Annotated in this window: 16 protein-coding genes; 11 read left to right on the top strand and 5 right to left on the bottom strand. The window is 61.9% G+C overall.

The window, feature by feature from the left end:
- Positions 1-163 precede the first annotated feature (163 nt).
- From RWK44_RS05900 to RWK44_RS05860, 9 genes are all read left to right on the top strand, one after another.
- Positions 164-934 (top strand): SDR family NAD(P)-dependent oxidoreductase, encoded by a 771-nt coding sequence (locus RWK44_RS05900; protein ID WP_316028575.1) that lies wholly within the window; start codon positions 164-166, stop codon positions 932-934.
- Positions 935-1,173: 239 nt separating this feature from the next.
- Complete coding sequence (locus RWK44_RS05895) at positions 1,174-1,968, top strand: ion channel (protein WP_077981072.1); 795 nt, start codon at positions 1,174-1,176, stop codon at positions 1,966-1,968.
- A gap of 484 nt (positions 1,969-2,452) precedes the next feature.
- On the top strand, positions 2,453-3,490 hold the full coding sequence (locus tag RWK44_RS05890; protein WP_168281859.1) for an alpha/beta hydrolase: 1,038 nt from the start codon (positions 2,453-2,455) through the stop codon (positions 3,488-3,490).
- Positions 3,491-3,745: 255 nt separating this feature from the next.
- On the top strand, positions 3,746-4,783 hold the full coding sequence (locus RWK44_RS05885; protein WP_316028530.1) for an LLM class flavin-dependent oxidoreductase: 1,038 nt from the start codon (positions 3,746-3,748) through the stop codon (positions 4,781-4,783).
- 697 nt (positions 4,784-5,480) lie between these two features.
- Positions 5,481-7,010, top strand: a complete 1,530-nt coding sequence (locus RWK44_RS05880) for an aldehyde dehydrogenase (NADP(+)) (protein ID WP_168281855.1) — start codon at positions 5,481-5,483, stop codon at positions 7,008-7,010.
- Between the two features lie 245 nt (positions 7,011-7,255).
- The gene (locus tag RWK44_RS05875; protein WP_065279836.1) at positions 7,256-8,047 is read left to right on the top strand and encodes an SDR family NAD(P)-dependent oxidoreductase; all 792 of its coding nucleotides are present in this window, start codon (positions 7,256-7,258) and stop codon (positions 8,045-8,047) included.
- Positions 8,048-8,345: 298 nt separating this feature from the next.
- A complete protein-coding gene (locus RWK44_RS05870; RefSeq protein ID WP_168328412.1) occupies positions 8,346-8,834 on the top strand; it encodes a cupin in 489 nt (162 codons plus the stop codon).
- Between the two features lie 209 nt (positions 8,835-9,043).
- The gene (locus tag RWK44_RS05865; protein ID WP_316028529.1) at positions 9,044-9,979 is read left to right on the top strand and encodes an MBL fold metallo-hydrolase; all 936 of its coding nucleotides are present in this window, start codon (positions 9,044-9,046) and stop codon (positions 9,977-9,979) included.
- A gap of 169 nt (positions 9,980-10,148) precedes the next feature.
- Positions 10,149-11,111, top strand: coding sequence for an AEC family transporter (locus tag RWK44_RS05860; RefSeq protein ID WP_316028528.1), 963 nt, complete (start codon positions 10,149-10,151; stop codon positions 11,109-11,111).
- On the opposite strand, the gene RWK44_RS05855 is transcribed toward RWK44_RS05860, so the two are convergent.
- Genes RWK44_RS05855 through cysG form a run of 5 tightly spaced genes read right to left on the bottom strand, consistent with a single transcriptional unit; the run spans position 11,079 to position 16,284 of the window.
- The gene (locus RWK44_RS05855; protein ID WP_316028527.1) at positions 11,079-12,290 is read right to left on the bottom strand and encodes a UbiH/UbiF family hydroxylase; all 1,212 of its coding nucleotides are present in this window, start codon (positions 12,288-12,290) and stop codon (positions 11,079-11,081) included. The two genes, RWK44_RS05860 and RWK44_RS05855, sit on opposite strands and share 33 nt — an antisense overlap.
- Positions 12,291-12,328: 38 nt before the next feature.
- Positions 12,329-12,841, bottom strand: coding sequence for a DUF934 domain-containing protein (locus tag RWK44_RS05850; protein ID WP_131642305.1), 513 nt, complete (start codon positions 12,839-12,841; stop codon positions 12,329-12,331).
- A 10-nt stretch (positions 12,842-12,851) separates the two neighbouring features.
- Entirely contained in the window at positions 12,852-14,522 is a 1,671-nt protein-coding gene (locus RWK44_RS05845) for a nitrite/sulfite reductase (RefSeq protein WP_131663966.1), read from the bottom strand.
- A gap of 8 nt (positions 14,523-14,530) precedes the next feature.
- Complete coding sequence (locus tag RWK44_RS05840; protein ID WP_011651871.1) at positions 14,531-14,845, bottom strand: DUF2849 domain-containing protein; 315 nt, start codon at positions 14,843-14,845, stop codon at positions 14,531-14,533.
- Positions 14,846-14,847: 2 nt separating this feature from the next.
- Complete coding sequence (gene cysG / locus RWK44_RS05835) at positions 14,848-16,284, bottom strand: siroheme synthase CysG (RefSeq protein ID WP_168281846.1); 1,437 nt, start codon at positions 16,282-16,284, stop codon at positions 14,848-14,850.
- 269 nt (positions 16,285-16,553) lie between these two features.
- Here cysG and RWK44_RS05830 point away from each other — a divergent pair, with 269 nt between their 5' ends.
- Complete coding sequence (locus RWK44_RS05830) at positions 16,554-17,141, top strand: deaminase (RefSeq protein ID WP_168281844.1); 588 nt, start codon at positions 16,554-16,556, stop codon at positions 17,139-17,141.
- A gap of 50 nt (positions 17,142-17,191) precedes the next feature.
- Positions 17,192-18,037, top strand: a complete 846-nt coding sequence (gene mazG, locus RWK44_RS05825; RefSeq protein WP_168281842.1) for a nucleoside triphosphate pyrophosphohydrolase — start codon at positions 17,192-17,194, stop codon at positions 18,035-18,037.
- Positions 18,038-18,288 lie beyond the last annotated feature (251 nt).

Below are 18,288 nucleotides of genomic sequence, written 5' to 3'. Positions count from 1 at the left end.
CCGGTACCGACGGGCAATGCGGCTTTGCGCGGCCTATCGGGAAAAGCGCCCCACGTTGCGGGATAGCCCATTGGTCAAGGGGACACTCCTCAGTATGCTGAGAATATCTGGCATCCGCACGCCGACGCTGCCATAAATGAGCTTCATCGAGGGAGGCATCGTGATGCAGAAGAATGCGCCGGACTTCAGCCTTGAGGGCAAGGTGACCTTAGTGACGGGAGCGAGCCGTGGCATCGGTCGAGCTTGCGCATTTGCCTGTGCCGCAGCAGGTTCCGATATCGTTTTGGGTGTCCGCGATGTCGCAGCGTCGGCGGGCCTGGTTGCCGAACTCGAGGGAGCGGGGCGAAAAGTTCTCCCCGTTGAACTGGACATTCCCAACAAAGCCCATATCGCACAAGCCGTCGACGCGGCGCTTGCGACGTTCGGGCGGATCGACGTCCTCGTCAACAATGTCGGCGTGGCTCCGGGCAACCTCGCGGAACTGGTCGAGGAGAAGGATCTTGACGAGATACTCGATGTCAACATCAAGGGTACCTTTCTGATGACGCAGGCTGTGGGCCGTCACATGATCAAGCGCAACGGCGGCAGGATCATCAACATCAGCTCACAGGCCGGTACCGTGGCACTGCGCGGCGAGGCAATCTATTGCATGAGCAAGGCGGCCATCAATCACCTCACGCGTTGCCTTGCAGCCGAATGGGCACGCTATGATGTCACCGTAAATACCGTATCGCCAACGTTCATTCACACCGATGGCACAGCACCTTTTCTATCCGATGCCGACAATCGCGAAGCGACGCTCGATCACATTCCGCTCGGCCGGATCGGAGAAACCGATGATGTGGTGGGTGCAGTCATCTTCCTTGCATCACCGGCAGCGAGCCTGATCACCGGCACTAATCTGCTGGTGGACGGTGGATGGTCCGTCGCCTGAGATTGAGCCCCCTTGCAGCGCAAGTCCTGTGCAAGTGAACAACGATTTGCCGGACAAGGATCGCCCTACGTCATCGGCAAAGGCGCTGGTCATAAGATTTCGGCCAGGATCAATAGCTCTCATGCAAACTGGCCATGAATTCGGCTCGGAGTGGAAGGTCGGTCGAGCAGACGGACTGTCACCGAGGAGTCGATTTCTTGGCGACTTGCAGACGCCAATGAGGGATCTAGATTCCCTGGATGGAAACCCTCGAATCCGACAACGGCTCTCGGCAGAATTCGCTTCGTCAGGTGCTGCGAAAGCTCGATAGGGCCGACGGCAAGCAGGCGGTCGCCTTTCGGGTGGTATTTGCTGCCATTGATGTCGCCATTCTCGCCTTCTTCCTGCTCGGCCCGTACCTGCGATCGGGTCCGTCCTATCTGATCATCGACTATGCGATAGCCGTGTGGATCGCTGCCGAGATGGCGGGCCGGGCGATTGCCGCATTCTCTCTGCGCGAGTGGATTCGGCGGCCGATGACCTGGATCGACTTTGTGGTGCTGGCCACGCTGTTGCTGCCGGATTTGCTCTTCAATTTCGCTTTCCTGCGGATCATGCGGTTCTGGGCGATCGGCAGGAGTCCGCTGCTTAGGGACTTGCTGCGCAAGGCCGGCTATTCATACCTTCTCGACGTCGTCCGGGCGGTGATCAATTTCCTTGTGTTCCTCTTCATGGCAACCGGGTTCGTCTATACGTCGTTCTTCTATAACAGGGAGGGAGGCGAAGGATTCGTCGATGCGCTATACTTCACGGTCGCGACGGTGACGACGACGGGATTCGGAGACATCACGCTTCCGGGAACGTTGGGCAAGCTCACTTCCGTTGTGACGATGATTGTCGGCATTTCCCTTTTCGTCAGGCTTGCTCAGGCAGTGGTCCGCCCTCACAAGGTGACCTATTCCTGCCACCGATGCGGCCTTCAGCGCCATGACGCGGACGCCGTTCATTGCAAGGCGTGCGGAGAGGTCTTGAACATACCGGACGAGGGATTGTGACCGTCGATCCTAGCGATTTTTGCAATGCTTTCGGACGAGGCTTCGTCCGTCGGATTGCAGCCCGCCCGTGCTGGGGAGCACGCCGCCGCCGGCTTAACGGTCGATGATCCGGCTGACTGAACGGGTACCCAGACGCGGGCTGGCACGACGGGCTGTCTGACCGATACCAAGGCGCCAGCCAAAGCCGCCATGGCGAGAAGGATTGCGACGCAAGGAAAATGACTCCCCGACGTATCGTTGTCGTTGTCTCGGTAGCTCATCATCCTCTCCTAAAGCGCGCCGGCGGAACGCCCGCGGCCTGGAGAACAGTATGGCTAACGGCAAAAGAGGCGGCTGTTGCACCTAGGTATCGACGACACGTTAGTATGCCCAATACCTTCGTCCACTAGCGGACCCCAGTCATCAGTCGCAAACTCCCGATGCCAACGCTCTCTGAGCATGATCTCGAGGCGGCCATCCATCGTCCATTATCGGAGAAGCAATCATGAGCGATCTTAGAACTGGGAGCCTCACGCGTCGGTCCTTCGGCGGGGTCGCACTCGGATTTACGGCGGCGGGGATCCTCGCGGGACATGCCGCGGGTGCTGACCAGGGCAAGATGGTCGGCCGAAAGAATGGCCACGGGCTTGTCGCTGACCGACAAATCGACGCGGGAGACCTCACTGTTGGATACGCCGAACTTGGCCCCAACGACGGATCGCCCGTCCTTCTGTTCCACGGTTGGCCCTATGACATCAATGCGTTCGCCGAAGTCGCCCCGTTGCTTGCAGACCAGGGCCATCGTGTAATCGTCCCCCATCTGCGAGGATACGGCAGCACCAAGTTTCTCGCCGACGACACAATGCGCAACGGCCAACAGTCGGCGCTGGCAGTCGATGCCATCAAGCTGATGGACGCTCTGAAGATCGAGCGAGCCACTGTCGCGGGTTTCGACTGGGGCGCGCGGACCGCCGACATTGTCGCCGCGCTCTGGCCGGAACGATGCAAGGGCTTGGTCTCCGTCAGCGGCTATCTCATCGGGAACCAGACCGCCGGAAAGGCGCCGTTGCCGCCGTCGGCCGAACTGCAGTGGTGGTACCAGTTCTATTTCGCGACAGAACGCGGTCGCGACGGCTATGAAAAATACACGAACGACTTCGCCAGACTCATCTGGCAACTCGCCTCTCCTCGGTGGAAATTCGACGACAAAACGTTTGAACGAAGCGCTGCGGCGTTCGCCAATCCGGACCATGTGGCGATCGTCGTCCACAACTACCGTTGGCGGCTCGGTCTCGCGGAGGGAGAGAAGCGGTTCGACGAGTTCGAAACCAAGCTCGCATCCGCTCCCGACATCCACGTGCCTGCGATTACGATGGAAGGCGATGCCAATGGAGCACCGCATCCTGATCCGAAGGCCTACGCCGGAAAATTCAAGGCAAAATACGAACACCGTCTGATCAAGGGCGGTATAGGCCATAATCTCCCGCAGGAGTCACCAGAGGCTTTCGCTCAGGCAGTCATCGACGCGGATGCATGGGCATAAGCACCAGCATTGCTGGACGGTTCTTCCGAGGCTCGCCAGCCATCAGGTACAAACGAACTCACCTATCGGATATTTGGATAGTATCGATCAGAAAATGACGGGTAGTAGGACGCCTGTCATCGTGTGATGAAGCGGGAGGCGCTTCTGCCAGACAGCCGTGTCCGCTCCATCGCGGGGCGAGTTATCAGAAGCAGGAAGCGCCGAAACAGCGACCACCGCGGTTGCGTGGCGACAGTGCCTCGAAAGGATCCTTCGTTGGAAATCGGTATCGATAGTTTTGCCATGCTGCTGAACGACCCCGCTACGGGACGACTGCAGTCAGCCATCGATCGCATGGAGAGCGTACTTGCGGAGGTCGAGCTGGCCGATCAAGTCGGCCTCGACGTCTTTGGCATGGGCGAACATCATCGAGAGAACGCACTTGATTCCGCGCCAGCCGTGATCCTTGCGGCCGCTGCGGCGCGCACGAAGTCGATCAGGCTGACAAGCGCTGTCGCCGTCCTCAGCGCTGCCGACCCCGTGCGGCTCTTTCAGGAATTCGCCACACTGGATCTGATATCGCGCGGACGAGCGGAAATCGTGGTCGGCCGAGGTTCATCCATTGAGGCCTATCCCCTGTTCGGATTCGACCTTCGGGACTACGATACCCTCTTCGCGGAGAAGCTGGACCTGTTGCTGAAGATCAGGGAAAAGCCAAGTATCGAGTGGCAGGGCCGCTTTCGAGCGCCCATCGGCGGCCAGGGTGTCTTTCCCCGTCCGCACCAGCCAACCTTGCCAATCTGGCTGGGTGTCGGCGGGACGCCCGAATCCTTCATCCGCGCCGGAACACTTGGCTTGCCTCTGATGGTCGCCATCATCGGCGGTAGCTTCGAGCGGTTTCTGCCGTTGGTCGAACTTTATCGACGTGCATGGCTCGCCGCGGGCCACCCCAGCGAGGAACAGAGGGTCGGCGTGCACGCTCTCGGCTTTGTCGGGGAAACTGACAAAGCAGCCAGGGAAGCGTTCTTCCCTGGCTGGTTCCAGATGTTCACGGACGCTGGACGGGAACGGGGCTGGCCACCGCCAACGCAGGCGCAATTCGACTTCATGTGCGGCCCGAACGGTGCGTTTCTGGTTGGCAGCCCGCAGACGGTTGCGGCAAAGATCGAGCATGTTAACAGAACGTTGGGAGGGATTTCTCGCCTCACCTTTCAGATGAGCACAGCCGCCTTGGAGACCGAAGCAATGCGCCGTTCGATCGAACTCCTTGGCACCGATGTCGCTCCGATCGTTTGCGGACACCGTCTCGGCTAGAGCCATTGAGGCGCCTACATTGATCGGCGCCGCTATCTTCGAATGCTCGACCGACCCGTGATGGTGAAGCTGTCGCCGGACCCCCGTCCCTGCGCACCAACCACGGCGTCGTCCGGAAGGCGATGTCAGGCGGACGCGCGCCGATCGAGGACGATCCGGCCAGCGGGTCATGTGAACTCCAATCATCCGTGGTGCTGCTCGGGTGATACCTCCGGCCATTCCTCACGTCTATTGTACCTTGGTGTGCCCAAGGCGGCACCCGATCCGAACGTATCGGAGACACCTTCGTACAATATCGTGGCCCGGTTTTCGGCGCGATTGTCCCGGCAAAGCGGAAGACGACGCAAACCGTGTCCGGCTGCCTCCGCACACAACCGGTCAGCGCATGGCGCCGCTAGGTGAACGAAGGCCACCCGCGTCGCCCAAACGGAGGCAGGCATGAGCGTGCTTAAAACCGTGGTTATCCCGGGGCTTCGCAGGGAATCGGAGCGGGACGGTCAAGCCATTAGCATCCGGCGGTCGCCATGCGCGCGCCGATTTGGCATGAATTGAAAAGTAATACTTTTAACGAGCGAAGGGTTGGCATGCCCGCCGTCGATGCCTATGTGAGTTCGACAGCCGTACGCCGACGGTTACGCAGAGCCTCCATTCAGCATGGCGAGGGCGGCCATGGCTTCTCATTTTGAAAGGATCCACGATGACACTCTCCGGCGACCTTCTTATCGGCGGCGCGAACGTGCGCGGCGCGGCCGCGGCATTCTCCGCAATCAATCCCGCCAACGGCAACCCGATGGAACCGCGCTTCGCAGGTGCGACGAAGGAGCAGGTGGAAGAGGCCACGAGTTTGGCGTGGGACGCTTTCCCGATCTACAAGGAGACGTCGCTCGATGATCGGGCTCGGTTCCTGGAAGCAATCGCCGAAGGCATCGTCGCACTCGGCGACGATCTCGTCCTGCGAGCGATTGACGAGACTGGCCTGCCACGCGGCCGCATCGAGGGAGAGCGCGCCAGGACCGTCGGACAGCTTCGCCTGTTCGCCAAGGAGGTTCGCGACGGCAGATTTCAGGAACTTCGCTTCGATCCGGCCGATACGGAGCGCAGGCCGGTTGCAAAGCCGGACCTTCGGCTGCGAAACGTTGCCCTCGGCCCTGTCGCGGTGTTCGGGGCATCGAATTTTCCCCTCGCCTTCTCTGTCGCTGGCGGTGACACCGCCTCCGCCCTCGCCGCGGGCTGCCCGGTTATCGTCAAGGCGCACTCCGCGCATCCCGGCACGTCCGAGCTGGTCGGCAGAGCCGTCGCGGACGCGGTTGCTGCATGCGGCCTTCCGCGGGGGACGTTTGGGCTTTTGTTCGACGCGGGAATCGAGGTCGGTCAGACCCTGGTCGCCGACCACCGCATACGCGCCGTCGGCTTCACGGGCTCGCGCCGCGGCGGCACCGCGCTGATGAAGATCGCGTCGGAGCGGAAGCAGCCGATACCCGTCTACGCCGAAATGAGCAGCATCAATCCTGTCATCCTCTATCCCAACGCACTTCGCAGCAGAGGAGCGGAGATCGGAAAATCGTTCGTATCCTCTCTGACCCTCGGCGCTGGCCAGTTCTGCACCAATCCTGGCCTGATCATCGCCGTCGAGGGTGCGGGCCTCGACGCCTTCATCGAGAGTGCCGCCGCAGCGCTTTCGGAATCGCAGGCTCAAACAATGCTGACTGGTGGCATCTTTGACGCATACTGCAATGGCGTCGCAAGGCTGTCGTCATCGTCTTCCGTCTCGCAAGTGGCCGCGGGAAAAGACGGAACGCCCCATCAGGCAGCGGCGGCGCTCTTCGAGACGACCGCGGCTGCATTCCTCGCGAATCCGGAACTTCAGGAAGAGGTTTTCGGCGCCTCGGGACTGATCGTCCGCTGCCGTGACGACGAGGAATTGCGAAGGGTCGTTGGATCCCTGGAAGGTCAGTTGACCATCGCCCTGCACGTGGACGCTGGAGACATCGGGGCCGCCTCGCCGATGATCTCGCAGTTGGAGCTGCTCGCGGGCCGACTTCTCGTCAACGGCTTCGGAACGGGGGTCGAGGTATCCCCGGCGATGGTCCATGGCGGACCCTATCCAGCCACATCGGACGGACGATCGACCTCGGTCGGGACCATGGCGATCTACCGCTTCCTGCGCCCGGTCTCCTATCAGGACTTTCCGATAGATCTGCTTCCCGAGCCGCTCAAACTATTCTAAGCGCGTTTAGCCTCGGGCAACAGAATGTCGTGGATGCGATCGATGCATCCACGACGCAGGTCAGACTGCCGCTGTTCTAGCGGCCATCGTAGCTTTTTGCCCGCCACCCGCGATGATCTGCGCGGTGCCTGTGACTAGGCCCAGCGGCCGCCCAGTCGAAGGGGAAGGCTTATCCGCATCGTAGGCTGTTGCGAGACCGGTCGCCAGTTCATACGTTCTGTCATCCAACCTCACAGGAGCATAAGATGCAGATCGACCTCACAGGCAAGACCGCTCTGGTTACCGGATCCACTGAAGGCATTGGATACGCAATCGCCCGCCAGCTCGCGAGGGCGGGTGCGGACGTGGTGGTCAACGGCCGTTCCGAAGAAAAGACCGCAAAAGCCGCCGTCCGCCTGAAAGGCGAAGGCGCCAAGGGAAGCGTGACCGCGGCGGCAGCCGATCTCGCGACCGCTGGCGGATGTGACGCTCTTGTCGCCCAAGTCCCTCACGTCGACATCCTCATCAACAACGCGGGCATCTTCCAGCCGCTAGACTTCTTCGATGCGGGCGACGAGGTATGGGACCGCCACTGGCAGGTGAACGTCATGTCCGCCGTCAGGCTTTCGCGCGCATATCTTCCGGGCATGCAGAAGCTCGATTGGGGCCGCGTCATCTTCATCGCGTCTGAATCCGGCTTTAACATACCGGTCGAGATGATCCACTACGGTGTCAGCAAAACCGCAGACATCGCGGTTGCCCGCGGCCTTGCCAAGCGCATGGCCGGCACTGGCGTCACCGTGAACTCAGTCCTTCCCGGCCCGACGCTGTCCGAGGGCGTCGAGGCGATGCTCGCAGAGGAACGTGCGAAGACAGGGAAACCGATCGAGGAGGTGGCGGCGGACTTCGTCAAGAAGCACCGCGCCGGCTCGATCATCCAACGGGCCGCGAGCGTCGAGGAAATTGCCAATCTCGTCACCTACCTGGCCTCCCCTTTGGCGTCCGCAACGACTGGGGCTTCGATGCGCGTGGACGGAGGCCTGATCGACACGCTCTGACTGACGCCACCGACCGGCTACTACACCGTCTTCGTCGGAAGTTGTCTCCGCGATGCGCTGCGGTGGCGGGCTATTCGGCGGCCTTTCCAAAGCCCTCCAATTCTCACACTTTCGCAGACCAGTAGCTTATCGAAAAGACGGCACGCCAAGGAACCGCTGACGACCGCCAAGGTTTAGCCCCGAGAACATCAGCGCAGATGAGTTCAATGGAAAACGCAGCGAAAGACTTGGGCGAACAACGTCGACGGCTCGATGGCCGTCGCGCCGCGGCAATCGACGACGACCTTGGGAATTCAGCATGAACATCGAGACGATCATTTTCGGGCCGAGCGACTGGGTCCCGAACAACCCGCATCTTCCCGTATTGCTTTACAGAGGGCTGTTTGCCGACGGCGGACCGACCGATTTCGAACGTCGCTTCGCGGCAAACGGTTGGACAGGCATCTGGACAAACGGTGTCTTCGATTATCAGCACTACCATTCCGGTGCCCATGAGGTGCTGGGAATTGCATTTGGTAGCGCCACGCTGCTGATTGGTGGTCCCGGCGGTCAAGCAATAGCGGTGGCGGCCGGAGACTGTCTGGTGCTTCCTGCCGGGACAGGGCATCAGAATCTCGGCTGCACGTCGAACTTCCAGGTCATCGGCGCTTATCCTAAGGGACAGCATGCCGACATTCAGACTTCGGCTGCTTCAAGCGAGACGCTGACGAAAATCTCGTCGGTACCCCTACCCGACACCGATCCCGTTCAAGGACCATCGGGATTTCTCATCGAGCAATGGCGATAGCAGGCTTGCCGCGTTCGCCGATCTGATCGACGCCGCCCCCATCAGCACCACGCCGGCAGCAAAAAGTGAGGCCTGCACCTATGCCGTGGTATGGCTTGCCCTGTCCCTCGGCCCCACTCGTCCTTATCCCTCGACCAATCGATCGCAAACACGCCTCCATGTAGCGTCGTCGATGCCGTGTTTAAGGCGGCGGTCAGAAGGAGACGAACATGAACCTTGAGACAAAGATGAGCCTGGAAAACACCGCACACACCGGCAGACCTCGGCTCGACGAATTGGTGCCGTCGCGCTACGCGGTGCGGGTCGGCGAGATTGAGGTGCTGGTGGTCAGCGATGGAGTGCTACCGCTCCCTACCGCGATGCTGGGACACAACATCGCTCCCGCCGTCCGAGCGGGCTGGCTGAAAGACATGTTCCTGCCAGCGGATGCTTTCGACTGGGCGCTGAACGTGGTCGTGGTGCGCAGCGGCGACCAGACCATACTCCTCGACGCCGGGCTGGGGATCGACCCGGACCTGCATCTGCCGCGGGCCGGGCAGCTGATCAAGCGACTGGAGGCCGCCGGCATCGATCTTGCGTCGGTGACCGACGTGGTGCTGACCCACATGCACATGGACCATATTGGTGGGCTGCTCGTCGACGGGGTGAAGGACCAGTTGCGTCCGGACCTGCGGATCCACGTGGCCGCGGCCGAGGTCAAGTTCTGGGAGGCGCCCGATTTCTCCCGTGTCTCCATGCCGCCGGGCTTCCCGGAAGCGCTTCGGGCGACCGCCGAGCGGTTCGCCAAAGAGTATCGCAGCCATTTCAGGCTGTTCGATGACGAGCACGAGGTCGCGCCGGGCGTGGTCGTCCATCGCACCGGCGGCCACACCCCGGGGCACAGCGTGATCCGCGTGGCGTCCGGCGGCGACCGGCTGATGTTTGCCGGCGACGCCGTATTCGCGGTCGGCTTTGAGCACCCCGACTGGTTCAACGGCTTCGAGCACGACCCCGAGGAGGCGGCGCGCGTTCGGATCCGTCTTTTGCGGGAGCTGGCGGAGACCGGCGAGCAACTGGTGGCCACCCACCTGCCGTTCCCATCCGTCGGCCGGGTGGCGGTCGAAGGCGACGCCTTTCGTTGGGTGGCGGCCTTCTGGGACTACTGATCGATTGTTGGGTTGGGATCTTGGAGCGTGTACTCATCGCGTGAATGAGTCCACGCTCTACTGGTTTGTTTTTTGAGCAATTCCGAACGCTAAACCACTACACACTTTTGCTGGAATTGCTTAAGTCAGATCCTGACCCGCCGATCATCCCCACATCCTGGAAGACCTCTTGGCCGATATCGTCAGCCTGCTATTGCCGTTCTTCGGCCTGATCCTCATCGGTTACATCGCCGCCAAGGCGACGAAGCAGCCTACCGAAGCGCTCGGCTGGCTGAACACCTTCATCATCTATGCCGCCCTGCCCGCTCTGTTCTTCAAGCTCGTCTCGCGCACGCCGATCGAAGAGCTGAGCCGCGTCGATTTCATCGCCACCGATATTGCGGCGACCTATGCAGTCTTCATCCTGCTTTTCGCCATCGGCCGCCTGCTGCGCGGCAATTCGCTTGCCGATTGCACCATCCAGTCCTTTGCCGGCGCCTACGGCAATATCGGCTATTTGGGACCGGGCCTGGCGCTCTTGGCGCTCGGCGAAGGCGCGGCGGTGCCGGTGGCGCTGATCATCTGCTTCGAAAACGCGCTGCATTTCGTCGTGGCGCCGGCACTGATGGCAGCGGCTGGCGACGACAAGCGTTCAGCCAGCCGGCTTATCGCCGACATCGTGCGGAAAGTCGGCCTGCATCCCTTCATCCTGTCGACGACGCTTGGCTTTGCCGTGGCTGCCTTGCATCTCGACCAGCCGCTGGCGTTTCAGCGCCTCGTCGACTATCTCGCCCAGGCGGCGGCTCCCTGCGCGCTCTTTGCCATGGGCGTGACGCTGGCGCTGCGGCCGCTGAAGCGGATCCCGGCAGAAATCTCCTATATCGTGCCGGCGAAGCTGATCCTGCATCCGATCGCGGTTTTCGTTGCGCTGACGGCGATTGGGGGTTTCGAGCCGGTGTGGATCCAGGCCGCCGTGCTGCTCGCCTCACTGCCGACGGCGACCAACGTCTTCGTCATCGGCCAGCAATATGGCGTCTGGCAGGAGCGCGCCTCGGCGACGATCCTGATCACCACGGTGTTTTCGGTGGTGACTGTTTCGCTCTGGCTGATCGTGATCCGATCAGGCCTTCTTCCGCTTCAGCTTTTCCCGTAGCGCATCGGGAATATCGCGGAAGCCGCGGCCGGGCTCGATGCCCTCGCGCATGACGATATTGCGCAGCGGCGGTATGGCCGAGAGGATATGCAGGCCGGCAGCGCGCAGCATCTGGACGGGCAGGAAATCCGAAAGCAGCGAGCGGTTGAGAAGATCGACACTGGCCGTGCGCGTCATGATGTCGGCGCGGCGTTTGCGGTCGAAGCTTTCGCCGGCATCGGCCGGCACCGGTAATTCCGCCCTGTCGCAAAGGATATCTGCAAGCGCCATGATATCGCGAAGGCTAAGGTTCAGCCCCTGTGCCCCGATCGGCGGGAAGACATGGGCGGCCTCGCCAATCAGCGCGATGCGTCCCTTGCCGAAACGATGCGCCATCATTCCGGAGAGCGGCCACACCTGGACGCCCTCCTCGACATCAACCTTGCCGAGCATGGACTGCATGCGCGCCTCGACGAGGGCGCCGAGCTCGGTAAGCGGCAATTCCATGCGGCTCGCAGTCTCAGCGGGATCCTGCACCCAGACCAGGCTGGAGCGGCTGCCCGGCAGCGGCACCTGGGTGAAGGGGCCGTGTTTGGTGTGGAATTCGGTCGAGATATTCTGGTGCGGCAGCGAATGGGCGAAATTCAACACCATGGCCGATTGCGGATAGGACCAGTTGCGCACGGTAATGCCCGATGTTTCGCGCAGCTTCGAGCCGCGGCCATCGGCGCCGACGGCAAAATCGGCCGACAGCGTCTCGCCGCCGGCAAGTGTGATCGAGACCACTTCGGCTGAGATGTCGATCGATTCGGCCATATCGGTGAAGCGGTTGATATTGCCCTCGCCGGCAGCGGCCTCTTCGAGGATATCGATCAGCGCCCTGTTGGGGAAATTGTAGCCGAAGGCATCCAGGCCGACATCGGCCGCGCGGAAGGTGGTGGTCGGCGCGCGCAGCAGCCTGTCGGTGCCGTCGACGATGCGCATGCTGGTGAGAGGGGCGGCTGCGGGACGAAGCTTTTCCCAGAGCGCCAGGCGGTCGAGGAAGCGGATCGACTGATCCATTAGCGCTGTGGTGCGCCGGTCCTCCTTGGGAGCAACGGGGGCAACCAGCGCCACGCTGCGGCCGCCGCGCGCCAGCGCGATCGCGGCAATCATGCCGGCCAGACCGCCGCCGATCACCGCCACTTCGAATCTCTTCATGCTATCGTTCCGCCATCGCAAAAAGGCGGACCGACCGCTTATGCGGCCGGCTTCGCCTGACGGCGCCAACTATAGCCCTTGCCGGCTTCGGCGTCACGCACCGCCGGCTGATAATGATGGGGAATGGCGGGAAGACGGTTTTCGGCCAGACGCTTCAGCGCCGTGGCGTTGGTGACCGAAAAGCTGTCGATGCCGACGCGCAGCATCAGCGGCACCTGATCGATCAGCACGTCGCCGACGGCGCGCAGCTCGTTGGTGTAGCCGAGGCGCTGGCGCAGCAACGAAGCATGGCTGAAGGCGCGGCCGTCGTTGAAAGCCGGAAAGGCGACGGCAATGATTTCGAGGCGATAGAGATAGGGCTCCAGCCGGCGCACGTCGTCGGCCGGCTTGATCAGCACGCCGAGGCCGACATCGTTGCTTTCGTCGGCCTTGGCGATCAGTTCGTCGAGACTAAGCAGCGGCTTCTGCTCTTCGGACGCCTTCACCTCGTCGGTCTCGATCACCCAGGGATCGTTTTCGACAAAACCGGTTTCTCTCCAGATCTTCGTCATCATCCCCTCCTTATGCCGCTTCGGCCGTCGCGCCGTAGAGCGCGGTCTTGAAAGGCTGCGGTCCGACGCGGCGATAGGCGGCGAGGAAGTTCTCGGATGGATCGAGGCGCAGGCCGAGATAGGTGTCGACGATCGTCTCGATCGCGTCGGTCACCCGGTCCGGCTCGAAGCCGCGGCCGATGATTTCGCCGATCGAGGTATGTTCGTCGCCGGAGCCGCCGAGCGTGATCTGGTAGAGTTCGGCGCCCTTCTTTTCCACACCGAGCAGGCCGATATGGCCGACATGGTGATGGCCGCAGGCATTGATGCAGCCGGAGATCTTGATCTTCAGTTCGCCGATCTCTGCCTGACGTTCGGCATTGCCGAAACGCCGCGAGATTTCCTGCGCCAGCGGAATCGAGCGTGCATTGGCCAGCGCGCAGTAGTCCAGCCCGGGACAGGCAATGATATCGGTGATCAGGCCGGCATTGGCTTCGGCGAGATTGATGGCGACGAGGCCGCGATAGACGGCTTCGAGATCGGCAAGTGCCACATGCGGCAGGATCAGGTTCTGCTCATGGCTGACGCGGATTTCGTCGAAGGCATATTCCTCGGCGAGATCGGCAATCGCATCCATCTGCGCATCCGAGGCATCGCCCGGAATGCCGCCGATCGGCTTCAGCGAGATCGTCACCATGCCGTAGTCGGGGTTCTTGTGCGGCTGCACGTTCTGCTGGACCCAGCGGGAGAAACCGGAATCAGCCTTCTTCCAGCGGGCGAGGTTTTCCCAGCCTTCGGCGCGCTGGGGCAGATCAGGCGGCGCGAAATAGGCAGCGATCGACTGGACGTCCTTTTCCGGCAGCTTGAGCTCGGTATCCTTCAGCGCGACGAATTCGGCCTCCACCTGGCGCGTCAGCTCCTCGGTGCCGGTTTCGTGCACGAGGATCTTGATGCGGGCCTTGTACTTGTTGTCGCGGCGGCCGTGCAGATTGTACACGCGCACGATTGCCGTGGTGTAGGAGAGCAGGTCTTCCTCGGGCAGGAAGTCGCGGATCAGCTTGGCGATCATCGGCGTACGGCCCTGGCCGCCGCCGACATAGACGGCAAAACCGATTTCGCCCTTGTCGTTCTTCTTCACATGCAGGCCGATATCATGGACCTGGATTGCGGCGCGGTCACGCTCGGCGCCGGTGACGGCGATCTTGAACTTGCGCGGCAGGAAGGAGAATTCCGGGTGGACCGACGACCACTGGCGCAGGATTTCGGCGTAAGGACGCGGATCGGCGACCTCGTCGGCGGCGGCACCCGCGAAGTGATCGGCCGTGACGTTTCTGATGCAGTTGCCGGAGGTCTGCAGCGCATGCATCTCGACGCTGGCAAGGTCGGCAAGCGCATCTGGAATATCGGACAGTTTCGGCCAGTTGAACTGCAGGTTCTGGCGCGTGGTGAAGTGGCCGTAGCCGCGGTCATAGGTGCGGGCGATATGGGCGAGCATGCGCAGCTGGCGCGAACTCAGCGTGCCATAGGGAATGGCGATGCGCAGCATGTATGCGTGGAGCTGCAGGTAGACGCCGTTCATCAGGCGCAGCGGCTTGAACGCATCCTCGGCGAGTTCGCCGGAAAGGCGGCGCTGGACCTGATCGCGAAACTGCTCGACGCGCTCGGTAACAAAGGCATGGTCAAATTCGTCGTAACGGTACATCGTCTTCCTCAGACTGCAATGAATTCGGGATCGGCAGGAGCGTAGCCCGGGGCATATTCCATGGTCGGGCCCTGTGCGCGGATGCGCTCGCGAAGGCGAAGCGGCCAGAGAATGCCGTTGGTTTCCTGAACGTCGACGACGGCGACGTCGACGACCTCGTTGTCGGCATAGGATTTCTTGCCGATCGCCTCCAGCGCCGCAACGGCTTCGGCATGACGGGCAACGAGCGCCTCCTGCAGCGAGGTGGACCACTTGCCGTTCGCATCCAGCCAGACGGCAATGCCGTCCGTCAGCCGGTTGGCGGTCAGAACCTTGTCACCCATATTCAGCTCCTTGCAAGTTCCTCGAGCCGGGCATTTGCGCGCACCAGTGGCTCGGACAGTTCGAAATTGGCGCCGGCGACCGCATCGCCGATGATGACCATGACAGGCCCGGTCAGCTCGTCGCGGCGCTGCAGATCAGGCAGATCGGCGAGCGTGCCATGCAGCAGGCGCCGCTCAGTGCGGCTGGCATTTTCGATGACGGCGACGGTGGTTTCGGCGGGAATGCCCGCCTGCATCAGCCGCTCAGCGACGGAGGCAGCAACCGTGCGGCCCATATAGACCGCGATCGTCGCGCCGGAAACGGCAAGGCTTGCCCAGTCGGGCAGCACGTCGCCTGTGAGATCATGGCCTGTGGTGAAGACCAGCGAGGAAGCAACACCGCGCAGCGTCAGCGGCAGCTCGAAATCGGCAGCGGCGGCGAAAGCCGAGGTGATACCAGGCACGACCTCATAGGTGACGCCGGCAGCGCGCAGTGCGGCCATCTCTTCCCCTGCCCGGCCATAGACCAGCGGATCGCCGGATTTCAGGCGCACGACCCGCTTGCCCTGGCGGCCGAGATCGACCAGCAGGTCGTTGATTTCTTCCTGGGACTTCGAGTGGCAGCCCTTGCGCTTGCCGACGGAAAGCCGCTCGGCATCACGGCGGCCCATATCGACGATCGCCTGCGGCACGAGCGCGTCATAGACGATGACGTCGGCTTCCATCATCACGCGCTGGGCCCGCAGCGTCAGCAGATCCTCGGCACCCGGACCGGCGCCGACCAGCCAGACGTGGCCTGCGACCTTGTCCATCGCGTGCAGCAGCCGATCGGCAGCATGGTGGGCCTGCGGAAGGTTGCCGTTGGCGACCGCATCGGCAACGGCGCCGGAGAAGAAACGACGCCAGAAGACCCGGCGGGAGACGCCTCTCGGAACCAGTTGTTCGACGGCCTTGCGGTAGCTCGTTGCCAACCCGGCAAGGCGGCCGAGCGAGGGCGAAAGAAGCTGGTCGATCTGGGCGCGGATCATCTGCGCCAGAACCGGCCCTGCCCCTTCAGTGCCGATCGCAACGGCGACGGGGGCGCGGTTGACCAGTGCCGGCGTGAAGAAATCGCAGTAATCGGGCTGATCGACGGCATTGGCCGGAATTCGGGCGGCGCGGGCGGCATCGACGATGCTGCGGTCGTCGGCTTCATTGCCGGTTGCGGCGAAGACGAGCGCCGAACCCTCGACCTGTTCTGCTGCGAAGGCAGCGCGCACGGTCTCGATACGGTTGGCGATCAGGAAGGCGTGGTAATCGGCTTCCGGCCGGTCGGCATAGGCGACAATCCGCGCCTTCGTGTTCAGCAGCAGGCGCACCTTGGCGAAAGCTTCGTCGCCATTGCCGAAGACAGCCGTCTTCTGGCCTTCCACGCGAAAGAAGGCGGGAAATACCGAAAGCTGTTCAGTCTTGGGAGGCATCATTAATCCACTTCGAGGTTGCCGGAATATGCCCTTGATCGACAAGGGATTGAAGAAACAGAAATTCGAAAGCCTCAGTTAGCGGGTATTCTTTTGCTCGTGCTGTCAATGATTTGAGAAAAGTCACCCGTGCTGCCAAAAAGCCGCATATTTCTCAGTCCGCTTGCTGCAGCGCAGTATAAAGCCTGTGGCAAAAGACGTCCACCGGCGCTTGACGCATTTCGCTCGCGCCGCCAAGGCGATAGACTGAGGAAAACTGGAGGGCCCTCATGCCTGATAAGACCATTGCCTCCCGCCTGCTTTCGGTCATCGAAGACGACATCCTGCCGCTGACGGAGCGTGGCGTTTCGCTTGGCAACAAGGTGTTCGGTGCGGCGATCTTAAGGAAATCCGATCTTTCGCTCGTCGTCGCCGAGACCAATAACGAGCTGGACAATCCGCTATGGCACGGCGAGGTGCACACGCTGAAGCGCTTCTACGAGCTTGGCGACAAGCCGCCGACCAAGGATCTGATCTTCCTTTCGACGCACGAGCCCTGCACCATGTGCATGTCGGCGATCACCTGGGCCGGCTTCGACAATTTCTACTATTTCTTCAGCCATGAGGATTCCCGCGACGCCTTCGCCATTCCGCACGACCTGAAGATCCTGAAGGAGGTCTTCGGGCTTGAACCAAGCGGCTACCGCAGGCAAAACGCCTTCTGGAACAGCTATGCCATTGCCGATCTCGTCGAGACCGAAGAGGCTATGCTGAAGACCGCGCTGAAGGCGCAGACCTCCCGCATCAAGGCGCGCTACGACGCGCTGTCGACCAGTTACCAGTCGTCGAAGAGCGTCAACGACATTCCATTGAATTGAGGGCCGCTGAACTGAGGCCATTGAACTGAAGCCTGCTGAACCGAGGCAACATGGAACCTTCCAAAGACATTTCGCGGCTGATCGAGATCATGGCGGCGCTGCGCCACCCCGAAACCGGCTGCCCCTGGGACATCGAGCAGAACTTCGAGACGATCAAGCCCTATACGATCGAGGAGGCCTATGAGGTCTCCGACGCGATCGAGCGCGGCGATATGGACGATCTCTGCGACGAGTTGGGCGACCTGCTGCTGCAGGTGGTGTTTCACGCACGCATGGCCGAGGAGGCCGGCGAATTTTCCTTCGGCGACGTGGTCAACGCCATCACCGCCAAGATGATCCGTCGCCACCCGCACGTCTTTGCCCGCTCTGCGGCGGATACCCCGGACGCGGTGAAGAGACAATGGGACGAGATCAAGCAGGCGGAGAAACGCGAGCGCGCCGAGCGGCGATCACGGCGCGGCATCACCGAGGACTTCAACAGCGGCTTCCTCGGGTCCGTGCAGCGCAGCTTCCCGGCTCTGACGGAAGCCCTGAAGCTGCAGGAACGCGCCGCCAAGGTCGGCTTCGACTGGTCAGCGCCCGAGCCGATCCTCGACAAGATCGAGGAGGAGATCGGTGAGTTGCGGGCAGCCCTTCGCGAAGGCGATCAGGCAAAGGTCAGCGACGAGCTCGGCGACCTGATCTTCGCGGTCGTCAATATCGGCCGGCATGTGAAGGCCGATCCGGAACAGGCGCTGCGCGGAACGAATACCAAATTCCGGCGTCGTTTCAGCCATATAGAACAAGTTCTTGAGGCAGAAGGCGAGACGCTGGAAGCTGCGACGCTGGAGCGGATGGAGGAAATCTGGCAGGCGGCGAAGGCGATTGAAAGGGCTGTGACGTCCAGCGCTGAGTGAGTTTTCCCTGAGCATTTCAAAGGAACAGAGTTAGAGCGGGGCTGGGCTTGCTCCCCTTCTCCCCAGCGGGGAGAAGGTGGCCCGAAGGGTCGGATGAGGGGGCCGCGCGGCACGCCTTCATTGTGCTCTTCGCTTGCGCTCAGCGCATTCGCTCCTGTCGTCGCTCACCCCCCTCATCTGCCTGCCGGCATCTTCTCCCCGCTGGGGAGAAGGGGGATGTGGCAGCGCTCTTGCTTCCTCTCAGCCCAGTC

The organism is Rhizobium sp. 25PS6 (genome assembly GCF_032464655.1).
Lineage (GTDB): Bacteria > Pseudomonadota > Alphaproteobacteria > Rhizobiales > Rhizobiaceae > Rhizobium > Rhizobium laguerreae.
Note: the sequence above shows the minus strand (reverse complement) of the source record. Positions and strands in the feature narration are given on the sequence as shown.

Coding starts and splice junctions, on each gene's coding strand:
- RWK44_RS05900 (WP_316028575.1), top strand. CDS start 164: ATGCAGAAGAATGCGCCGGACTTCAGCCTTGAGGGCAAGGTGACCTTA.
- RWK44_RS05895 (WP_077981072.1), top strand. CDS start 1,174: ATGGAAACCCTCGAATCCGACAACGGCTCTCGGCAGAATTCGCTTCGT.
- RWK44_RS05890 (WP_168281859.1), top strand. CDS start 2,453: ATGAGCGATCTTAGAACTGGGAGCCTCACGCGTCGGTCCTTCGGCGGG.
- RWK44_RS05880 (WP_168281855.1), top strand. CDS start 5,481: ATGACACTCTCCGGCGACCTTCTTATCGGCGGCGCGAACGTGCGCGGC.
- RWK44_RS05875 (WP_065279836.1), top strand. CDS start 7,256: ATGCAGATCGACCTCACAGGCAAGACCGCTCTGGTTACCGGATCCACT.
- RWK44_RS05870 (WP_168328412.1), top strand. CDS start 8,346: ATGAACATCGAGACGATCATTTTCGGGCCGAGCGACTGGGTCCCGAAC.
- RWK44_RS05865 (WP_316028529.1), top strand. CDS start 9,044: ATGAACCTTGAGACAAAGATGAGCCTGGAAAACACCGCACACACCGGC.
- RWK44_RS05855 (WP_316028527.1), bottom strand. CDS start 12,290: ATGAAGAGATTCGAAGTGGCGGTGATCGGCGGCGGTCTGGCCGGCATG.
- RWK44_RS05850 (WP_131642305.1), bottom strand. CDS start 12,841: ATGACGAAGATCTGGAGAGAAACCGGTTTTGTCGAAAACGATCCCTGG.
- RWK44_RS05845 (WP_131663966.1), bottom strand. CDS start 14,522: ATGTACCGTTACGACGAATTTGACCATGCCTTTGTTACCGAGCGCGTC.
- RWK44_RS05840 (WP_011651871.1), bottom strand. CDS start 14,845: ATGGGTGACAAGGTTCTGACCGCCAACCGGCTGACGGACGGCATTGCC.
- cysG (WP_168281846.1), bottom strand. CDS start 16,284: ATGCCTCCCAAGACTGAACAGCTTTCGGTATTTCCCGCCTTCTTTCGC.
- RWK44_RS05830 (WP_168281844.1), top strand. CDS start 16,554: ATGCCTGATAAGACCATTGCCTCCCGCCTGCTTTCGGTCATCGAAGAC.
- mazG (WP_168281842.1), top strand. CDS start 17,192: ATGGAACCTTCCAAAGACATTTCGCGGCTGATCGAGATCATGGCGGCG.